A 20,530-nucleotide genomic window follows, 5' to 3' on the forward strand; every position below is an offset into this window, starting at 1 on the left:
AGTTTTCACATGACTGCTGCTCAACGCTATTCCGGCCTGTTTCCGGTCGCGCCAACGCCGTTCAAGGATAATGGCGACATCGACGTTGAAGGCCAGCGTCGCGTCCTAGATTGCATGATCGACCAAGGCGTCGACGGTATCTGCATCCTTGCGAACTACTCGGAGCAATTCCTGCTCTCCGACGAGGAGCGCAAGCTGTTGACCGAAGTGAGCCTCGAACATGTGGCGGGCCGTGTTCCGGTCATGGTCACCTGCAGCCATTTCAGCACCCGTATCGCAGCCGCCCGCGCCGCGCATGCCTCGCAGCACGGCGCTAAGCTCCTCATGCTGATGCCGCCCTATCACGGTGCGGGCATCAAACTGGACGAAGGCTCGATCTACGAGCATTTCGCCCAGGTGGCCGAGGCGGCAAAGATTCCAGTCATGATCCAGGACGCTCCGCTCAGTGGGGTAAACCTGTCGGTTGACCTGCTGGTTCGCATTGCGAAGGGTCTCCCGCTCGTCCGGTACTTCAAGATCGAAACTCCCCAGACCGCAGCAAAGCTTCGTAAGCTCATCGAGGTTGGTGGCGACGTCATCGAGGGTCCGTTCGACGGCGAGGAAGCGATCACTCTCATGGCCGACCTGGACGCGGGCGCGACCGGTGTCATGGCGAGCGCGATGATCCCCGACCTGATCAAGCCGGTGATCGAGAACCACAAGAAGGGCAACCGCGCGGAAGCCATCAAGGGTTACGAGCGCATCCTTCCGCTTATCAACTACGAAAACCGTCAGTGCGGCCTCCGCGCCGCGAAGACTGTCATGATGGAGGGCGGCGTCATCAAGTCTGACCACGTTCGGCATCCTCTCGAGCAACTTCACCCGGCAACGCGCCAAGGCTTGCTCGAGCTGGCTCGCGCCGCTGCGCCGGTAGCTCTTAGCTGGGGCCGATAGGAGATATTGATGTCGTCAAACGTTGTCGCACTTCCCCAGGAGCCGTCGGATTTGAGGGATCAGGAAATCACCGGACGGACCAGGGTCCTCGGCATCCTTGCCCATCCCACCGAACACGTAAAGGCTCCTCCGGGCATCAACCGGATTGCAAAGGAGCGGAACCGCGACGCGGTGATGGTACCTCTCAACGTTACGCCAGAGGACTTTCCAAGCTTCATTGCCGCTCTGCGAACCCTGAAGAGCTTTGATGGGGCGATCGTGACGGTTCCCCACAAGCAGGCTATCCTATCGTACTGCGATGAACTGACCCCACACGCGAGATCGGTCGGGGCGGCCAACATTATCCGCAGGGAAGCTGATGGTCGCATCATCGGTGGTCAGCTTGACGGCGTCGGATTTGTCGAAGGGCTTCGAAGCCAAGGCGTCGTGATCAAGGGCAAGTCGGTCTATCTGGTCGGCGCAGGTGGAGCCGCGAGCGCTGTCGCGTTCGCCATGGCAGAAGCCGAAGCTTCCAGGATTACGCTGGTGAACCGCAGCGCCGACAAGATCGTCGACCTACGAGAGCGCCTCAACAGTCTCTACCCGGATGTCGAGGTGGTTGTGGGCACCTCGAACGCGCACGGCCACGACATCATCATAAACGGCACGACGTTGGGGATGAAGCCGAGCGATCCATTGCCGCTCGACGTCAAGACTTTGACCGCCAACATGACGGTAGCAGAGGTGATCATGGAGCCCGAGATCACACCGCTTCTGGCTGCGGCAAGAGAAGTCGGCTGCCGCGTGCACCTCGGGAAGCACATGCTGCTCTGCCAGCTTCAGTTGATGGCAGACTTCATGGGCCTTTGAGGCCCTCCGAAAAAGCTGAGAATGTAAGCAGTGAAGGGAAGAACCGTGTTCAAAAATCTGATCGACGGCGAGTGGGTCTCGGGTGAAGCCGGGAAGAACATCAACCCGTCCGACACTAACGATGTCGTCGGGGAATACGCCCGTGCGTCGGCCCAGGACACCAAGGATGCAATCGCCGCCGCAAAGGCTGCGTTCCCGACGTGGTCGCGGTCCGGCATTCTGGAACGTCATGCAGTCCTGAAGAAAACGAGCGACGAAATTCTGGCCCGCAAGGACGAATTGGGCAAGCTTCTGGCCCGTGAAGAAGGAAAGACGCTGCCCGAGGCGATCGGGGAAACGATCCGCGCCGCGCAGATTTTCGACTTCTTCGCCGGGGAATGCCTCCGCTTGGCGGGTGAGACGCTTCCGTCGGTCCGCCCGAACATTGGCGTTGAGATCACCCGAGAAGCGATTGGTCCAATTGGGATCATCACCCCTTGGAACTTCCCGATCGCTATTCCAGCATGGAAAATCGCGCCGGCACTCGCCTATGGCAACACGGTCGTGCTCAAGCCGGCCGATCTGGTGCCGGGTTGCGCCTGGGCTATCGTCGACATTCTTCACCGCGCGGGCCTTCCAAAGGGTGTGCTGAACCTTGTCATGGGCCGTGGGTCCGTTGTTGGCCAAGCGATGCTTGAGAGCTCCGATCTCGCCGGCATCACCTTCACGGGTTCGACCGGGACCGGGAAGCGTGTTGCCCTTGCGTCGATTGAGCATAATCGGAAGTACCAGCTCGAGATGGGCGGGAAAAACCCGATGGTTATCCTCGATGACGCCGACCTGAACGTTGCCGTCGAGGCGGCCGCCAATTCGGGATTCTTCTCGACCGGTCAGCGTTGCACGGCGTCGTCGCGTCTTATCGTGACCGAGGGCATCCACGACCGGTTCGTTTCCGCTCTAACCGAGAAGCTCAAGACGCTCAATGTCGACGACGCCTTGAAGCAGGGCACCCATATTGGCCCTGTCGTCGACGACAAGCAGCTCAAGACAGACACCGACTACATCGAGATCGGCAAGCAGGAAGGGGCCACGCTGGCCTTCGGTGGCGAGGTGTTGAAGCGCGACACGCCCGGCTTCTATCTGCAGCCGACCCTTTTCGTGAATGCGACGAACTCAATGCGCATCGCGCGGGAGGAAATTTTCGGTCCGGTCGCGTCGGTCATTCGGGTCAAGGACTACGAAGAGGCACTCACGGTCGCCAACGACACGCCGTTTGGCCTATCCGCGGGTATCGCCACGACGAGCCTCAAGCATGCAACTCATTTTAAAAGGAACTCGGAAGCCGGAATGGTAATGGTCAATCTCCCCACTGCCGGTGTCGACTTCCACGTGCCGTTCGGCGGTCGAAAAGGGTCGTCGTTCGGTTCACGCGAGCAAGGCAAGTATGCCGCGGAATTCTTCACCACAGTCAAAACAGCCTACACGCTCGCTTAGTCCAGGCAATCGGCCCAACCTGATTGCCTCCTCCCGCGCCGGGTCGATCAGACATCCTCCGTCTGTCGGTCCGGCGTGGCCTTTTTTGCTGATATCCGCCGCTTGTTTCCGGTTCGCTATCGAAAATTTCCTTTATGAAACTCTTGACAACAAGCGTTTGCGAGCCGCATAAATACCGAAGCGTTAAAAAGCGCCAAGAGTAAAAACAGGGAACTGGATTATAGCAATGCGAACCTCTGCAGCTTTTACGCAGTAGCTATCGGGACAATGTCCCGCATGAAGAAACGCCGATAGGGGCGTTTGCATCTGAAAATTCGATCAAACGAAGAGCGGCAACATCGTTGTCCGCTGAGAGGCATTCATGAGCACTGTTGAGACACCAACCAACAATCAACGCCAGGGGATGGCCGAGTACGAACGCGTCCTCGCTGGTGCCAAAACCGAGACCGCCAGGTTTGAGGAAGAGCGAAAGCCGTTCCTCCGCAGGGTGCAGGTGTTTATCCACCATAACCCCACGGTGGTTCCGTTCATCATCCTGATTTTGAGCCTGATTGCCTTCAGCGTACTGAACGGCACGCGGTTCATGTCTATGTTCAATTTCTCTTTGATCATGCAGCAGGTGTCGATCATCGCGATCGTGGGCATTGCGCAGACCTTGATCATTCTCACCGCAGGTATCGACATCTCGATCGGGGCTATCCTGGTGATCAGTCACATCGTCATGGCCCGCGTCGCGATGACCTACGGTGTGCCTCCCTATCTCGCCATCGGTGTTGGACTGCTGGTTGGTACGGCCTGCGGTTTCTTCAATGGCTGTCTGGTCACCGTGTTCCGGCTTCCACCCTTCATTGCGACCCTTGGGACTTGGTCGATTTTCGGTTCGTTGAACATCTGGTACTCCCAGGGTGAAACGATCGGTGCCAGCCAGATCGCACAGACCGCACCCTTCCTGCAGTTTCTCGGCACCAGCTTCGGAATTGCCGGAGCCCGGTTCAGCTACGGGTTTCTGTTGGTCCTGCTCGTTGCCGCGGCCATCTGGTACGTGCTCGCGAAGACGGCCTTCGGTCGGCATGTGTACTCGACCGGTGACAACGAGGAAGCGGCGCGTTTCGCGGGGATCAACACGAGGGGGACGCTTCTTGCAGTCTATACCCTTGGCGGTTTCGTCGCCGCCGTCGGTGGTCTCGTCCTGATCGGACGCATCGGAGCAGCCAGCCCGCTGGCCGGCGGAACACTCAACATGGATTCCGTGACTGCGGTTGTCATCGGCGGCACCAGTCTCTTCGGTGGCCGTGGCTCAATCATCGGCACCTTGCTCGGCGCGCTCATTGTAGGCGTTTTCAGAAACGGCTTGGCCCTGGGGGGGGTGGACGTTGTCTGGCAGGAACTGTCAGTCGGTTTCCTGATCCTCATTGCCGTCGCAATCGACCAGTGGATTAGAAAGGTGGCAAAGTGATGCAAACTCCCGTCATTCAAGCACGCGGTCTAGTGAAGCGTTACGGTACGGTCACCGCTCTCAACCACGCCGATTTTGATCTGATGCCTGGCGAAATCCTCGCTGTTATCGGTGACAACGGAGCTGGGAAGTCGTCGCTCATCAAGGCGCTGAACGGCGCTGTCATTCCTGACCAGGGCGAAATCCTGATCAACGGCAGCCCGGTGAAATTCAAGTCTCCGATCGACGCGCGCAAGGCCGGGATCGAGACAGTATACCAGTCACTGGCTCTGTCGCCGGCCCTGAGCATCGCAGACAATCTGTTCTTGGGCCGCGAACGCCGAAGCCAAGGCTTCCTTGGCAAGTTTTTCCGGAAACTTGACGAGCGCTCCATGAAGGCCGAGGCACGCGAAGCTCTGTCATCACTCGGTTTGGCCACCATCCAGAATATCGGTCAGGCGGTCGAGACCCTGTCTGGCGGACAGCGGCAGGCAATCGCGGTCGCTCGTGCGGCGGCGTTCGCAAAGAGCGTCGTCATCATGGACGAGCCGACGGCGGCACTCGGCGTCAAGGAGTCCAGAAAGGTCCTCGAGCTGATCCTCGAGGTCCGGAGTAGGGGCCTTCCGGTCGTCTTGATCTCGCACAACATGCCCCACGTGTTCGAGGTCGCCGATCGCATTCACATTCATCGGCTCGGACAGCGCGCATGCGTCATCAAGCCTAGCGACTACACCATGTCGGATGCCGTGGCGATCATGACGGGTGCTGCGCCGGCACCCGGACCGACGACGGACATCCATGCGGTCGCCTGAGCGGTACGCACTTTCGAGTTTACGGGGCCCGGGTTTAGCCGCGGGCCCCGTTTGGACGCTGACCACCTTGATCAGCGGAGTTCTGCAAGCGAAATTCTGGAGCTAGACAATGGCCGTGCAAAGCGATGAAACGAACCTGGGGCGTCATCACAACTCGCATCTCTCAACAATCCGACTGAACGACGCCGACAACGTGATCGTTGCCACTCGCGCAATCGACGTTGGGGAAGACCTCTCCGAAGTCGAGGTGACCGAGGCCGTCCCAAGCGGTCACAAGATCGCAGTCCGGGAGATCGCGAGCGGGGAGCCGGTAATCAAGTATGGGCAGGTGATCGGCACGGCCAAGAATGACATTCATCCGGGCCAGCATGTCCATCTCCAAAACCTCGCCATGCTGGAAAGCCACGTCTCGCACGAGTTCGCAAAGGACGGCGGACCCACGCCGCTTCTTCCTGAAGCGGAACGTCGGACTTTCCAAGGTTACGTGCGGCCGAACGGTTTGGTCGGGACGCGCAACTACATCGGCATCATCACCTCGGTGAACTGTTCAGCAACGGTTTCGAAGGCCGTCGCGGAACACTACAAGGTGAAGGGTTTCGGCCAGTACAAAAACATCGACGGCGTTGTGGCGCTGACCCACGGAACCGGGTGCGCGATCCCTATGGATACTGAGGGATACATTTATCTTCGGCGGGTGATGAACGGTTACGCCCGCAACCCGAACTTCGGTGCGATCCTGATGATTGGCCTCGGATGCGAAACCAATCAGATCAGTCATCTAGTTAAGGCGTTCGAACTCGACGAGGGCACGCGTCTTCATACGATGACGATCCAGCAGCTCGGCGGCACTCGAAAGACGATCGAGGAAGCCGTCCGCATCATCGATGAGATTTCGCCAGAGGTGAACGACATCCAGCGGACAACGGTTTCGCTGTCCGGGATCAAGCTTGCGCTCCAGTGTGGCGGTTCGGACGGCTATTCCGGCATCACAGCAAATCCGGCGTTGGGCTATGCTGCGGACCTCTTGGTACGCAACGGTGGCACCGCGGTCCTCAGCGAGACCCCGGAAATCTACGGGGCCGAGCACCTCTTGACGCGCAGGGCCGCAACGCCTGCCATCGCCGAGAAGCTCATGGCTCGCATCGACTGGTGGCGTAACTACACGGACAAGAACGGAGCCGAGCTCAACAACAATCCGTCCCATGGAAACAAGGAAGGCGGATTGACGACCATCCTCGAGAAGTCGCTCGGCGCGGTAGCCAAGGGCGGCTCGATGCCGCTGCAGGAAGTTTACGAATACGGCGAAATCATCACCGAACCGGGTTTCGTCTTTATGGATACGCCCGGCTACGATCCTGTTGCCGTAACGGGACAGGTCGCCGGCGGCTGCAATCTTATCGTGTTCACGACCGGCCGCGGATCGGTTTCCGGATTCAAGCCCGCACCGTGCATCAAGGTCGCAACGAACAGCGAGATGTACACCCGCATGAGCGAAGACATGGACATCAACTGCGGCGGGATTATCGACGGTACGGATTCGATCAAGGAGGCCGGCGAGCGCATTTTCGAGCGGATCATCGCCGTCGCCTCTGGCGAGCACACGCTGAGCGAGGACTACAACTACGGTGACAACGAATTTGTCCCGTGGCAGATCGGCGCTGTTACCTGATGTACAGCGCGAGCCGCGCCAGGACTACCATAAGGCGGCTCGCGCTGCTCAATCAGAGGTCTCAGATGGAGCATCGCCACGAGAGTTGTTTCAGCTCCCCGTTTTTATCGGTTGATGAAGCTGCGCTTCTCGCCACGAGGGACCTGGTGCCCGTCTCGGACGTGGAAGAAGTCGCACTAGATGATTGTTGTGGTCGGGTGTTGGCGCGGGGGTGTACCGCGCCGGCACCTATCCCTAGCTTCGCCAATTCGGCAATGGACGGCTACGCCGTTCGAAAAGGCGATCTGACAGGTGAGGGGCCGTGGACCCTCCCGGTTATCGCGACCGTAAAGGCGGGGCCGACTACGGCTCGAGCCTATCCGGCCGGCGGAGCGATCCGAATCTTGACCGGAGCTGCTGTGCCTGCTGGGTTTGATACCGTTCTAAGGCAGGAAGACTGTGTTCGCGTTGGGGACAGCGTTCGGGTCAACGAGCGCCCACGGGTCGGTCTGAACGTTCGAGCGATTGGAGAGTATGCGGATCAGGGCGAGGTCCTTCTCTTCGCGGAAACGGAACTCAAGCCACATCACATCGGATTGTTGGCGTCGATCGGTTTCGATCGCGTACTGGTGCGTCGAAAGATCAGGGTTGGGATCGCATCAATTGGTGACGAACTTAGCACGAGCCAGGGAGAGCTCGCGCACGGATCGATCTTCGACAGCAACAGACCGCTCTTGAAGGCTCTGGCGCATTCCCCTTCATCAGAAATTCAAGACTTCGGTGTGTTTCGAGACGACGAAGAGAGCCTTCGCGGTCTCTTCGCCGCCGCGCATGGCTTGGACGTCCTTGTCACGAGCGCGGGGGCGTCAGTCGGGGAGTTCGATCTCGTCCGTTCTGTGCTGAACGGCATCGGTGGCACCATCGATGCGTGGCAGGTGGCGATGAAGCCTGGGAAGCCTCTGCTCTTTGGGCATTTCGGGAAAACGAGATTTCTAGGCTTGCCTGGCAATCCAATGGCGGCATTCGTTGGATACAAGCTGTTCGGCGAGCCTATTTCCCAGCGGCTCCAAGGACGCATCAATAAGCTGCCCCTGGCAACTAGGGCGATCTCAGGATTCGACAGCTCGCGCCACCCGATGCGGATGGAGTTCGTTCCCGTCGTCATAGACTCGTACGATGATCAGGATCGCCCGGTCCTCCGACGAGTTTCTCACCTTGGGCCGGGTAGCCTCGTCCCCCTTGCAAAGGCAGATGGCCTTGCCGTGATACGACCGGGAACCGAACCGCTTAACGTCGGGCAAAAGCTCGAATGGCGTCGATTCTGATCGGAAAGGTTTTCCGACTTTCACAAGTGAAAAATTTATCTGCTTTTGATGCATAAATGGCGAACGAGATTCCTCGAATTCATTCGTCGGCTATTTAAAATTTAGCTACTTAATCGTTTTAGGCGATTAGTAAATTTAGTTCATAAGTGTCTGAAATATAACGGTATATTGCCGGGTCTGTGTTCGCGATCTGCCCTTCCGAGTGCCGCTTTGAACGCCATTGATATATCAAACGTCGCCCGAGTTTTCTTGTGTTGACAAGATGTTTCCTTAGTGAAACATTACTCAAACTTGGACTTGGCAAACAACGCGCAAGTACCAAGCTGGTGGAACCGAATTGCTGGGAGGCCTTTCGGCAAGTCGGCATACGCATCAAGACATCGAAGTTAGCTTTGACTGGTTTTCCAGAGCGATAACCTGTTGTCTGGAAACAACAAAAGGGGACTACAATGGTCGACAAAAAGCATTCGTTCGAAATTCGACGCCGTACGTTTCTTGAACTGGGAGCAGGGGCAACCGCGGCAGCACTATTCAGCTCGGCGAGCTCATCCCGGGCTGATGTACCGAAGATCGGTTTCGCATTGGAAACCTTCCAGATTCCTCGCTGGAAGTATCTTGACTACGCGAACTTCAAGAAGGCGGTTGAGGGCGCGGGCATGGAGCTCATCGCCGTTCAGCCCGACTCAGATGCGGCCAAGCAGCTTGCACAGGTCCAAGACTTGATCACAAGCGGATGCAAGGCGATTGCAATCGCCGCGGTGGTCGGAAAGGCTGGCGTCGCCATGGTTCGCGCGTGCAAGAAAGCGGGTGTTCCGGTGATTGCCTACAACACTGCGATCCCCTCCGCTGATGTCGCCGCCTTCCTCTCGCGAGACACCTACCGGGTTGGCCAGATGGCCATGGAAGCTGCTGCGTCGGCCGGCGTGCTGAAGGGCAACTGGGTTATTGTTTCTGGCGAGCCCGGCACGTCCATCGCAGAGGAACAGACCAAAGCCTACTTGGACGGGCTCGATCCGCTGATCAAGAATGGTAGCGTCAAGCTCGTGAGCCACCAATACCATACGGGTTGGAGTGCAGAGGGCGCACGGTCGCAAGTCGAGAACGCTTTGACCGCGACGAACAACGACATCCAAGGTGTGTTGTGCAACAACGATCAGATGGCAATCGGCTGCCTCGTTGCGCTTCAAAAGGCAGGCGTCGCCGGCAAGGTGTTCCTGAATGGTCTGGACGCGACCACTGAAGCTTGCCGCGCCATTGAAAAGGGTGAGATGACCCTTTCCGCCTTCACGAAGGCCGACGAGATGGGGCGTATCGGCGGTGAAATGTGTGTCAAACTCGCCAAGGGTGAATCGCTCGGCATTACGAAAACCTATGATGCCGGCGACGGGATCGTTTTGCCCTGGTATCCGATCGATTCAATCAATGTCGTCAAGGACAACATGGTTCCCTACCTGAAGGGATATAGCCCCTTCTATGTAGATGCGAAGGCTGTTTTCAAAGACGTGCCACAAGACAAGCTGCCCCAGGGCGCGGCGGAGCTTCTCAAGTGACCGAGGTTTCGATGAATTCTGAAGAATTGAAGAGAACCAACGTCGATGCACCGGTTCTCTTCTCGCGTGCCGTCGAGGCCAGCGGTTGGAGAATTCTTATACTGGTACTCGTAACCGCAGCTATATGGATAGCATTTCAATTCTGGACCGGGGTGTTTATCTCACCCCGGAACCTGAGCAATCTCGCGGTACAAATGAGCATTACCGCGCTCCTGACGAGTGGCCTCACATGGCTGCTCGTCGCACGCGAGATCGACTTGTCTGTCGGCTCTCTTCAGGCGGCAGCCGCCGTTACCACTTTCCAGCTCATGGTGACCTATAACTGGGGTGTGTGGGAGTCGATTGCCGTTGTCGTCATCGCAGGCATGCTCGTCGGCCTCTTTCAAGGAGCCCTTCGTGTTTATCTCGGCATTCCGTCGTTCATCGTGACCCTGGCTGGTTTCTCGTGGTTGCGCGGCGTAGGATATGTGCTCTCTGGCTCCGAGACAGTCGCGGGCGCTGGGGATACCTTCTATGAGATCGGCAACGGTACATTGCCGGCTCCCATCAGCCTGGCAATCATAGCAGCAGTTACAGTCATCGGCGTTTTCAATTGGCTGCGCCGCTACACAGCGTTCCTTGGCCCGCGAAACCGTGTCCCGAGATTGCTGAATTACGTACTGCTTGTACTCGGATTGGGTGCGGCTGTTCTCGCGACATGGGTTTTCGGCTCCGGCGGGCTACCATATCCGCTTCTCGTGGTCGCGCTCGTCGCCTTTTCCATGAACTATGCAGCCAAGAACCTTTCTTTTGGCCGCTATGTCTACGCGGTCGGCGGTAATCCTGAATCGGCCCGGCGCGCAGGTATCAACGTCAATGCTGTCGTTTTGATCCTGTTCGTCCTGATGGGCACACTCACGGCGGTTTCTGCGATCATTCAGAGTTCGCGTCTGGATTCCGCTCCACCTAATCTCGGCTTGTTTATCGTCATGGATGCAATCAGCGCTTCCATCATCGGCGGTACGAGCCTGTTCGGTGGCTCGGGAACGGTGCCTGGTGCGCTGATTGGCGCTCTGATGATGGCAAGTATTACCAATGGTTTGGGTCTGGCAGGGGTTAACACGTTCTACCAGATGATTATCACCGGAATGCTGCTTCTGGTGGCTGTCGGGATTGATATGACGACCCGGAGGAAATCGAGATGATTGCGACTGCAAATGCAACAGCGACGGAAGGCACGCCCGCGGTCCGTGTCAGGGACCTTCGCAAAAACTATGGAGCCGTCGAGGCGACAAGAGGCGTCGACTTCAACATCAACAAGGGCGAGATCGTCGGCTTTGTGGGTGATAATGGTGCCGGAAAGTCCACGCTCATGAAAATGGTCGCCGGTGACGTAGCGCCATCTAGCGGGGAGATCGCAATCAACGGGCAGGTAGTGGAGAACGCTTCCGCCTCCTGGGCGCGCGATCATGGTGTTGAAATGGTCTATCAGGACCTCGCACTCTGCGACAACATAGACATTTGCTCAAACATCTTTCTCGGTCGAGAACTCAGGAGAAGAAACCTCCTTGGCGTTAACTGCCTTGATCACGATGAAATGCTGTCGCGGGCTCACAAATTGATGGGTATGCTCGAGGTCAAGCTACCTAGCCTGCTTGAACCCGTGACCGCGCTTTCGGGCGGCCAGAGGCAAATGGTTGCGATTGCGAGGTCCGTGGCCTTCCAGCCGCAGCTTGTCATCATGGACGAGCCGACAGCGGCACTTTCCGTAACTACTGGCGAGCCATTGCTGGAGTTGATCCGGCGTCTGCCAAGCCAGGGCGTTGCGGTGATGCTGGTCAGCCATCGTCTCAGTGACATCCTGAGCACTGCTGACCGTATCTATGTCTTGCGTCACGGCAAGATCGGCGCTGAGGTCCGTGCTTCGGAGACGACCGAAACCGAACTCCTGCACTTGATGGCCGGACTCGACCGGGCTCATGCCAAAAGCATGCAGTAGCGTATCTGGGGCGTCTGTCGACAGATGCAGACGCCCCTCAAACGCGTTGCTGCAATACAAATTACGATACGAGAGCGCTTTGCCTCACGATCCACTGGATCGCAAAGGCGCTTCGAGTGGTGGCGCAAACTGGACCACATTAATTTCTGAGAACTGGACGTTTTCTCCATGCCACTTTGATGGCATGTTGCTTCACAAGATGGATGACGTCGTGATTGTCATCCAGTTGTTCGAGGCGACCGCCTAGCGCGGTATCGGTCCTTCCAATCCGCTATAAAAGGCTTTGAGATGTCCAATCCCGTCGACCTGAGGAAGCTCCCGGATGATCTTCCGCGCCCTGAAGATGATGGTGCGGCACGGCACCTCCCGGGAATGCGTGTCCCCGAAATAGAGTTGCGTTCCACCGCCGGTGGAAGTGTCAATCTCGGCAAGATTGGGGGCCTAGCCGTCATTTACATCTATCCGATGACCGGTAATCCGGAAACGCCGCTGCCTGACGGGTGGGACAAAATCCCTGGTGCTCGTGGATGCACCCCGCAGTCGCTGATGTTCAACGACGTCTATTCGGAAATCGATAGCCTGGGTGCTCAACTTTTCGGACTTAGTTCGCAGGACACCGACTATCAGATGGAGATGGCGGAGCGACTGGATTTGTCTTTCCCGGTCCTTAGCGACAGCGATTTGAAATTTGCCACTGCCTTGCATTTGCCGACGATGGATGTCGCCGGCATGAGATTGCTCAAGAGGCTAACCCTTATCGCGCGGGACGGGGTTATCGAGGATGTGTTCTACCCAGTGTTTCCACCGACGACCGCTGCTGCCACTGTTTTATCGTGGTTGCGGCTGAGGTCTCGAGGACTGGAAACGCGCCCGGATTTGGCGTCGCGACCGGCCGTTATCTACAGCAGGTCAAGCTGTCAGTACTGCAAAGCCGCGAAGGAGCTCCTGAACGCGCTAAAGATCGACTACCAGGAGATCGACATCGTGGAAACAGAGGGTGCGGACGACCAGATGGTGGTAGTGAGCGGGGGGCGGCGCACCACGCCCCAAATCTTCATCGCCGGTAGCCACATTGGTGGAGCAGACGACCTTCAGGCACTCGCAGATTCGGGGAAGCTGGCAGGGATTTTGGGCACAGGATGAAAATCGTAATAATTTCTGACCTGCACGGCAATTTGGAAGCTTGGAATAGTTTTCCTGAGAAGGAGTGGGACGAACTGTGGGTCCTCGGTGACCTGGTGAACTACGGTCCGAACCCCGCAGAAGTCATCGACGCCCTTCGGCCAAAGGCGACGTTGATCGTTCGTGGGAACCATGATCATGCGGTTGGGTACGAGGACGACTCTAAATGGAGCGAGCGTTATCGGTCGACGGCCCAAGCGACCCGACGGTTCACCAATGCTTCAATCACGGCCGATCAAAAAAGCTACTTGCAGGGGCTGCCTCTGACCGTTGCCGCGGAACGCGATGGCCTGCGTTTCCAGCTGGTCCATGCGCGGCCGTCTAACCCGCTCTATGGTCGGCTTTCGCAGGATGCTGACGAATGGATCGAAGAGGTTGGCGACCTGGACGCAGACGTCTTACTCGTTGGGCACACTCATCAGCAGTTCATCCGACGGATCGGTAGAAAAATCCTCCTCAACCCTGGAAGCATTGGTCAGCCACGGGGCGGAGGAACGGCAGCTCGATACGCAGTCTGGGATGAGACGGGGTTCGAACTCCGGTCGTATGAATATCCAAAAGACAAGACCGTCGAAAGGTTGCGTGCGATTGGATTTGATCCGTCGGTGGAAGCCGAACTGATCGCCACGCTAGAGGGGCGATCGTAGGTTTTGCGCTACATTGAGCTCCGTTTGCTAGAATTGAACTGAACTCCCGACTCCCGTGGGCGCTGTTGCTCGCTAAACGGGAATGAGCTTTATTTCTGCTATGGCGCGCACACTGATTCTCTCGGACCAAGCTGACGATGTAAGGAAGCTGGTTGAATCCTATATTCAGTCCGGAAACCTGAATTTCCTCATCGGATCGGGGGCGTCAATGCCCGCGATCCAGGTCGCGGGCGATATCGAGGCGCAGATCAATGGCTTTCTGATCGGCGGCGATACCGAACAGGCCAATCTGGTGGCGCTCGATTTCATAGAGGAACTTGCAGAAGCGAATGTTGACCTGCTAGCCGATATCGACGAGGAGGCTCTCGTCGAGACGCTTTCCAACTACGTCAACTTCCTTTCGATCATCGATGCCATCCTGTTTGAACGGAAGAATATCCTCCTTCCCAGACAGGCAAACATTTTCACCACAAACTACGATCTCTTCATCGAGAAGGCGGCTTCGAAGCTTCCCAACGTCACCTTGAACGACGGGTTCGATCGAACATCGGCAGTAGGCAATAGGTATCTGTTCTCTCCGGCAAGGTACTTCGACAGGACCTTTCGATCCGGCAACGTGACTGATCGGATAGCCGAACTACCGGTATTGAACCTGATCAAGGTACATGGATCGCTGAGCTGGGTTCGAGAAGCCGATAGGAACATTCGTTTCGCGTCTGATGGCGTGATGCTCTCCGGTGCTGTGAGCAAGATCGATCCTGCCGCCGTGAGCGCCGCGTTGGCAACGCGAGCTTTAATCCTTCCGAACCTCAGGAAATTTGAATCCGCGTTGATGGAGCGTGTTTACTTCGACTTGCTCCGCCTCTTGTCCAACTGCATGGATAAAGACAACTCACTCCTCGTCGCGTTCGGCTTTTCGTTTGCCGACGAGCATATTCTCGACATCATTCAACGTGCCCTCCGCAATCCGACGTCCCAGTTGCTGATCTTTGCGTATTCCGACGCGAACGTACCGGGCTTCTCAACCAAGTTCGCTGAGAATCGAAATGTGACGATTGTCGGGCCGGGCGAGGGGCCCTCGATTGACTTCAAATCCTTCAATGCCATTTTGCGCGCCATCATCCCCGATAGCGGTGCACCGAAATGAGCGACGCTCGTCTCCAAAAGGAGGCTGTACTCCGGGTCGGCGAAGTCTCGGGCGTTACCGGGCGGCGAATTCTCGTCACGGTCGACAAGGATAAGAACCTGTCGGAGCTATTCTACGACGGTGATCTTCTCAGGAACATCGCGGTTGGCAGCTACATAGACATCCGGAAGGGATTCGTGAGCCTTATCGGTAAGGTCGAGGGCGAGAATGCCAACCCTGACACACGATTTGACGATGGCGATCCGATCGTTCGAGGCCGCCGCGTGCTTTCCGTGGCGCTCGTCGGTTTCATTGATCGGCGAGGCCGTTTCTATGGAGGGACCAAGGAACTCCCGTTGGTGGGTAACGAGGCATTCCTGCTTACGCGCGAGCGCGTGCTCCAGGTTCACAATCTGATCGCGGAGGACGGAATAGCCCTACATATCGCGACTTCGGAGTACGAGGGCTATGACATTGCCCTTCCCGTGGACGGGCTGATGAACAGCCATATTGCCATTTTCGGCAACACCGGGAGTGGCAAGTCGAACACGCTCGCGACGCTCTATCAGCATTTTGTCAGCGAGCTACGTGCCATAAATCACCAGAGGTTCAACGATAACTGTCGGATCATACTTTTTGACTTCAATGGCGAGTACGCACACGCCGACTGCATCGCCAATGACAAGACCGTCTATAACCTTTCGACCCGCGTCGTCGACGGCGACAAGGTACCGCTCGGAAACGCGGGCCTGCTGGACCTAGAGATGCTTTCGATTATCTCGGATGCCACCGAGAAAACGCAGAAGCCATTCCTACGCCGCGTCCTCTCTAGGTATGACGCCGTTATGGGCGGAAATGACCCAATTGGACATCTTAGGAACATCGTTCGGCAGCAGATCACACAGATTCTTGGCATGTCGGATAAGGTGCGGGCAGACTTGCTGTTTGACTACCTTCGGCAGGTTCTTCCGGAGCAGGATCACAACGGTCAGCCGGTGGAGATCGCTTCCGACCTTGAGTGGCACAACGTGACTGCCCAGTACAAACGCGGCCAGGATTTCCTGCGCAACAATCCCCAGGCGATTCAAAACACAGTCGTATACGGACATGTCGTAAATCTCCAGTTCGAGGACGACATCATCGCGGACTTCGTGACCTTCTCTTATGTCCAACTGATCTACGACGTCCTCGCAAACCGGGCTCAGAACGAACATATCGCGCCGGTCATAAACAAGCTCAGGAGCAAGCAGAATGACATCCGAAAGGTGTTCAATCCGGCAGTCCAAGGCGACATTTTCGCCAGCAACGTGGTGATCATCAATCTGAACGACGTCAATCTGGAGATGAAGAAGACAATACCGCTACTGCTGTGCCGCCGTATTTATCAGGAGCATAAGACATTGTTCCAGGGCAAAACCCTGAACATCGTCGTCGATGAGGCCCACAATATTTTATCTACCGAGTCATCTCGGGAGACGGAGAGCTGGAAGGACTATCGTCTCGAGACGTTCGAGGAGATCATCAAGGAGGGCCGAAAATTCGGGGTCTTCGTGACGATCGCCAGTCAGCGACCGAACGACATTTCGCCAACGATCACATCCCAGGCACACAACTATTTCATCCATAGGCTGATCAATCAGAAAGACCTGCAGTCAATCGCCAGCGCCGTTTCCTACATCGACAAACTGACCGAGGAGTCGATCCCAACCCTTCCGACGGGAACTTGCATATTCAGCGGTATGGCAGGCCAAATGCCTCTCAAACTGAACATCAAGGCTCTTGAACACAAGTTGCAGCCAAAGAGCACAACCCTTCGATTTGCGCCGTTGCTTTCGCCGGCGTGAAGCGAACGGCATGACTTTGAACTCTCGTGGTAGAGCACCTTCTTATGATAGCTAAGAGACTGAGCGGTAACCTCGGTTCAATGGAGATCAGCCGATGAGTGTCCGATTGTTGCTTTCGCTGACAGACCAGCAGTTCGCGTTTGTGCGCTTCCTCGTCGAAAGTGGACAATATTCCAGCACAAGTGCGGTCCTTCAGCAGGCCCTGGAATTCCAGCATCAAACGACGGACGCTGAAATCACAACGAAAGCGCTTTCTGAAACGCAAGCGTTTTCTGAATTGCTCCAGCATCGGCTAAACGGCCCGATGATTTCCACGGCAGAAATGACAAGTCGCGTAGAAGCGATGATCGAGCGGAAGCGGCTGTCTGTCTAACCGAAGCAGGAAATGGCACGCTTCCATCGTGAACGGCCACAAGCAGAGCCAGATTGGCGAGCTAATGCCGTGAATTACTCGGGGCGAACAGCCACTTAAAGTCTGCTGTCGGCCCATTGCGGCCACGAGAACCATCAACAAGGACGAGGAGGCACCGATCTTCCAGGTCGCCGACTACGGCCTCGTGGCCGATCTCTTCGACGTGCTGCCGGAGTTCGAGAAACTGGCCGGGGCGTAAGCCGGGGCTGGGAGAGTACCCGTGCGGGCGGTAGGGCGTCACGCGCTCCGCACGTGTACTACTAGATTGCGACTAATCCCTTACTGAGCCATCCAGGACGTCCAGCGCTTGATTGCCGAGCCGTGACGCTCGCACGACCCCGTAGACCAGTTCAGGCCGTAGAGATCGGCAATGATGGCACCGAGCTCGCTGGCTGGAAGGCCGGGATATTCTATTTCGGCCAGACTGCTCTTAAAGGGCTCGATTTGCACGAGGGCCTGCCGCACAAGCATTGACGTCGGCATGTCGTCCTTCACATGATCTGCGATGCTTATCTCGCCATTCTGCTGAACGATCAGTCCAAGGGTGCTTGCAGCGAAGACCGCGTTGCGAAGACCTTGGCTCTCCGCTTCCTTCTTGGTTTTGCAGACACCGCCCCTGACCTGATCAACGAGTTCGATCACGCGCTCCGGCGGTGCGGCCGCCCGGAAAATATCGACTTCGCTGATGTTCGCCACTCGCTCGGCGGATTCCATGATGTCGAAAACGGGGTCGCCGAGGACGAAATGCATCCCGTTTTTCGACAGGAGACCGAAGTGCCAGCAATACGCCAGGATACGGCGATTGTACTGCTGCAACGTCTGCTCATCGATGGAAAGGAAGGCGTACTCCGGTGCGGACGCCGTGCAGATTTCCGCGAAGGTCGCCCCGCCCTGCGCGGCAATGAGCTCTCGGGCCTTGATGAAGATGCAATTGCTCTGCAGGAATTCGATGATCTTGGCCGTCGCCGCCGCCGAGTTCTCGAAAGCTCTTTCGAAATATTGCTCCAGACGGTTCGACCTGACGATACCCATGTTGACCAGGTCGCGGACGGCGTTGTCGGTCGTCGTGAGACTGAGATTCAAGCTCGCAGCGAAGTGCTCGTAGTCGAGCCGATCCGCTCCGAGCACAGTTTTGAGGATGCCCCTAATTCGACGGACCGAGATCGTCGGGATGTATGTATTCGGAAGCTGAGGCACCTCGTTATAGAGGATGTAGTCCCGGAAAATGTCCCAGTAGAGGTTTAGCTTGCCACCTGTATTGATGACGAGCCGCTGGTTCACAAGCGACGCGACGTTGTCAGCACCGTACTTGTCCGCCGTAGCTCCGTATTCGACAGGAGAGTTCTGGGCAATGAACCGGATAGCCCGGGTCTGGGCCTGCGACAGTTCCTGGAGATCGTTGTTGAAGAGCGTCTCAAGGCTCGGGAGCGATCCCAACGGTCCCGGATCACGGCCGGCCTTGGCATCTTCGATATAATGGCGCACCAACTTTTTTAGGAGCCACGGGTAGCCCGCGTAGTTTTCGACGATGAACTTCGAAATGTTGTATTTCAGGGCCTGCTTCGACTCGCGTTGTGCAAGTACGATAAAGTCATCCGCATCCTCGCGTGCGAACCTGTCGACCACGAAATCCTTTCGACGATCCGAAAGCGAGTGCCACAGGTGATATCCGGGATAATCGGAGCCGACGGTACCATCCGTTTTCCAGGAAAAGCCGATAGCGAAAGGCGCTCGCGCTTCATCCGCCGCCAGTGCCAAGTCTCGCATACGGCTGAATGCCGCGCTGAGCTCGGAGCGATGGATGATTTCCTCGAACTGATCGAAAATCAGGCAGACTACCGCGTTCTGCGACTGGGCCTGCGCCAGAAGTTCATGCACTGCCGGATCGTTGAACGGGTTCGTCTCGATCTTCGGAGTGCTGCGGAACAGCGGCCCGGGCGATATATACTGCTCGGCGGCCTGCAATGCCCGCAACATTGCCAGATCGGCGTAGTACGAAGTCTTCGCAGCTCGGCAATCGACCGGGAGAATAAAAATCTTATCCTTCCGTAGTTCGTCGGCAAGCTTCAGCGCGAGGCTGCTCTTTCCCCAACCAGACTGCCCCTTGATGCCGAAAAGCCTCGACAAGGTCTTACCTTCCCGGATGCGATCAAAGAAATCCCGTATCTCGTAAATCAGTCCCTCACGCCCCACGAAGTCTACAGGTCGCGATGGGCGATAATCGCTCCATTCTTCGCCGGGGATAACTTCGACGACGGGCTGTACATCTTTGCTTGGAGGACCTTCCACGTGCTTGTGGTCTAGCCAGCTCGCCTCGGGATACGGAAAATCCGTGTTGGCCAGTTCCGGCAAGTCTCTTGGTTTCATCGGAGACCCGTCACTAGCGCCCCAAGCCAGAAGACCCTTGAGTTCCCTGTTAGGTGTCCACATCGGGACGGCCCAAATCTCTCGTCCCTCCAACAAGCAAAGGAAAACCTCGGTAGCCCCGTTGCTGCCCGGCAACGCCGGAAGTTCGAAACCCTTGGCGTCGACTAGAAGTGTCACCAATTCATGCGGCGGGAAGAATTTGAAAACGCTCTTCCCAGCTTTTGCGTTGAATCTGTCCAGTCTCGCCTGAGCTTCCTTCCCGATCTCGGATATCGAAAAAATCCAGCCATGGTCGGCCTCTTCAAGACTGACATCACTGTGGAGCTTGTTAACCGCGTCGGTTTGGACAGTTTCCGTGCGCGCCTTGCATTCGACAATCGCGCTGTCGCCAGAAAGCCGATTGAGGCATTTGAGGTCTATTTCGCTACCCGCATCACGAACACGCTCTTTGACAACGTAGCTCTGATAGGTGAGGAAACGCCCGACAAGCGATTCAAGAAGACGGCCTTTGACTTCCCGGAAGTCGGAGCGGCTCTTGTCTAGCGGGATGGCTATTTTGAACTTCGAATCGTGGTTCATGCTGCAGCTGGATAGGAGCGAATCCAAATGACGGAGTCTTGAGTTACCACTTCCCAGCGAAAATACACAGCTAACGTCTCGCTTTACTACTCTCAAAAGTAGCTATCCGAAAGTTTTGACAGAAATACTCGACGGACCGGGGACGGGCAGACCGTAACCGGTCCACCCGACCTCGTGACTATCTACCGATGATGGTGGCGTCGGTCGCGGCATGAAGCTCTTCTTTGGAGACCCCATCTGCAAGTTCGACCAACCGTAGGCCACCTTCAACAACATCCAGCACGCCCAGATTCCTGATTATCCGCTTTACGAAGGAGATTTCCGACAAGGCACAATGACCGCCGTTGGCGCATTCTTGCCATCTGTCGCA

General features: G+C 56.8%; 17 protein-coding genes and 1 pseudogene. 17 read left to right on the forward strand and 1 reads right to left on the reverse strand.

Going from position 1 to position 20,530, the window contains the following annotated elements; all coding sequences use genetic code 11:
• Positions 1-9 precede the first annotated feature (9 nt).
• The 16 genes and pseudogenes from FHT71_RS04220 to FHT71_RS04295 form a co-directional block, all read left to right on the forward strand.
• Complete coding sequence (locus FHT71_RS04220) at positions 10-933, forward strand: dihydrodipicolinate synthase family protein (protein WP_183718998.1); 924 nt, start codon at positions 10-12, stop codon at positions 931-933.
• 9 nt (positions 934-942) lie between these two features.
• The gene (locus FHT71_RS04225) at positions 943-1,782 is read left to right on the forward strand and encodes a shikimate dehydrogenase (RefSeq protein ID WP_183719000.1); all 840 of its coding nucleotides are present in this window, start codon (positions 943-945) and stop codon (positions 1,780-1,782) included.
• 30 nt (positions 1,783-1,812) lie between these two features.
• Entirely contained in the window at positions 1,813-3,255 is a 1,443-nt protein-coding gene (locus FHT71_RS04230; protein WP_183719001.1) for an aldehyde dehydrogenase family protein, read from the forward strand.
• A gap of 361 nt (positions 3,256-3,616) precedes the next feature.
• Positions 3,617-4,711, forward strand: coding sequence for an ABC transporter permease (locus FHT71_RS04235; protein WP_183719003.1), 1,095 nt, complete (start codon positions 3,617-3,619; stop codon positions 4,709-4,711).
• Entirely contained in the window at positions 4,708-5,502 is a 795-nt protein-coding gene (locus FHT71_RS04240; RefSeq protein ID WP_183719005.1) for an ATP-binding cassette domain-containing protein, read from the forward strand. Before FHT71_RS04235 ends, FHT71_RS04240 begins: the two co-directional genes overlap by 4 nt.
• 109 nt (positions 5,503-5,611) lie before the next feature.
• A complete protein-coding gene (locus FHT71_RS04245; protein WP_183719007.1) occupies positions 5,612-7,171 on the forward strand; it encodes an altronate dehydratase family protein in 1,560 nt (519 codons plus the stop codon).
• A 65-nt stretch (positions 7,172-7,236) separates the two neighbouring features.
• Positions 7,237-8,475: a gephyrin-like molybdotransferase Glp gene (gene glp, locus FHT71_RS04250; protein ID WP_246717948.1), complete on the forward strand. Its 1,239-nt coding sequence runs from the start codon at positions 7,237-7,239 to the stop codon at positions 8,473-8,475.
• 449 nt (positions 8,476-8,924) lie between these two features.
• A complete protein-coding gene (locus FHT71_RS04255) occupies positions 8,925-10,025 on the forward strand; it encodes a substrate-binding domain-containing protein (protein ID WP_183719011.1) in 1,101 nt (366 codons plus the stop codon).
• An 11-nt stretch (positions 10,026-10,036) separates the two neighbouring features.
• Entirely contained in the window at positions 10,037-11,209 is a 1,173-nt protein-coding gene (locus FHT71_RS04260) for a hypothetical protein (protein WP_281412119.1), read from the forward strand.
• Positions 11,206-12,003, forward strand: coding sequence for an ATP-binding cassette domain-containing protein (locus FHT71_RS04265; RefSeq protein WP_183719015.1), 798 nt, complete (start codon positions 11,206-11,208; stop codon positions 12,001-12,003). Before FHT71_RS04260 ends, FHT71_RS04265 begins: the two co-directional genes overlap by 4 nt.
• 288 nt (positions 12,004-12,291) lie before the next feature.
• Positions 12,292-13,146, forward strand: coding sequence for a glutaredoxin domain-containing protein (locus FHT71_RS32250; RefSeq protein ID WP_183719017.1), 855 nt, complete (start codon positions 12,292-12,294; stop codon positions 13,144-13,146).
• Positions 13,143-13,832: a YfcE family phosphodiesterase gene (locus FHT71_RS04275; RefSeq protein WP_183719019.1), complete on the forward strand. Its 690-nt coding sequence runs from the start codon at positions 13,143-13,145 to the stop codon at positions 13,830-13,832. The genes FHT71_RS32250 and FHT71_RS04275 overlap by 4 nt, the downstream gene beginning before the upstream one ends.
• A 208-nt stretch (positions 13,833-14,040) precedes the next feature.
• Entirely contained in the window at positions 14,041-14,979 is a 939-nt protein-coding gene (locus FHT71_RS04280; RefSeq protein ID WP_183719021.1) for an SIR2 family protein, read from the forward strand.
• On the forward strand, positions 14,976-16,802 hold the full coding sequence (locus FHT71_RS04285) for an ATP-binding protein (RefSeq protein WP_183719023.1): 1,827 nt from the start codon (positions 14,976-14,978) through the stop codon (positions 16,800-16,802). The genes FHT71_RS04280 and FHT71_RS04285 overlap by 4 nt, the downstream gene beginning before the upstream one ends.
• Before the next feature lie 94 nt (positions 16,803-16,896).
• Positions 16,897-17,175: a type II toxin-antitoxin system ParD family antitoxin gene (locus FHT71_RS04290; protein WP_183719024.1), complete on the forward strand. Its 279-nt coding sequence runs from the start codon at positions 16,897-16,899 to the stop codon at positions 17,173-17,175.
• A 133-nt stretch (positions 17,176-17,308) separates the two neighbouring features.
• Positions 17,309-17,413: pseudogene (locus FHT71_RS04295) on the forward strand (electron transfer flavoprotein subunit alpha/FixB family protein); the annotation flags it as partial.
• Between the two features lie 80 nt (positions 17,414-17,493).
• Here the strand turns inward: FHT71_RS04295 and FHT71_RS04300 are convergent.
• Complete coding sequence (locus tag FHT71_RS04300) at positions 17,494-19,581, reverse strand: ATP-binding protein (protein WP_246717949.1); 2,088 nt, start codon at positions 19,579-19,581, stop codon at positions 17,494-17,496.
• Between the two features lie 288 nt (positions 19,582-19,869).
• On the opposite strand from FHT71_RS04300, the gene FHT71_RS31345 reads away from it, so the two are divergent.
• Positions 19,870-20,124, forward strand: coding sequence for a hypothetical protein (locus FHT71_RS31345; RefSeq protein ID WP_246717950.1), 255 nt, complete (start codon positions 19,870-19,872; stop codon positions 20,122-20,124).
• Positions 20,125-20,530 lie beyond the last annotated feature (406 nt).

Source organism: Rhizobium sp. BK060, from assembly GCF_014193145.1.
Classification (GTDB): Bacteria; Pseudomonadota; Alphaproteobacteria; order Rhizobiales; family Rhizobiaceae; genus Rhizobium.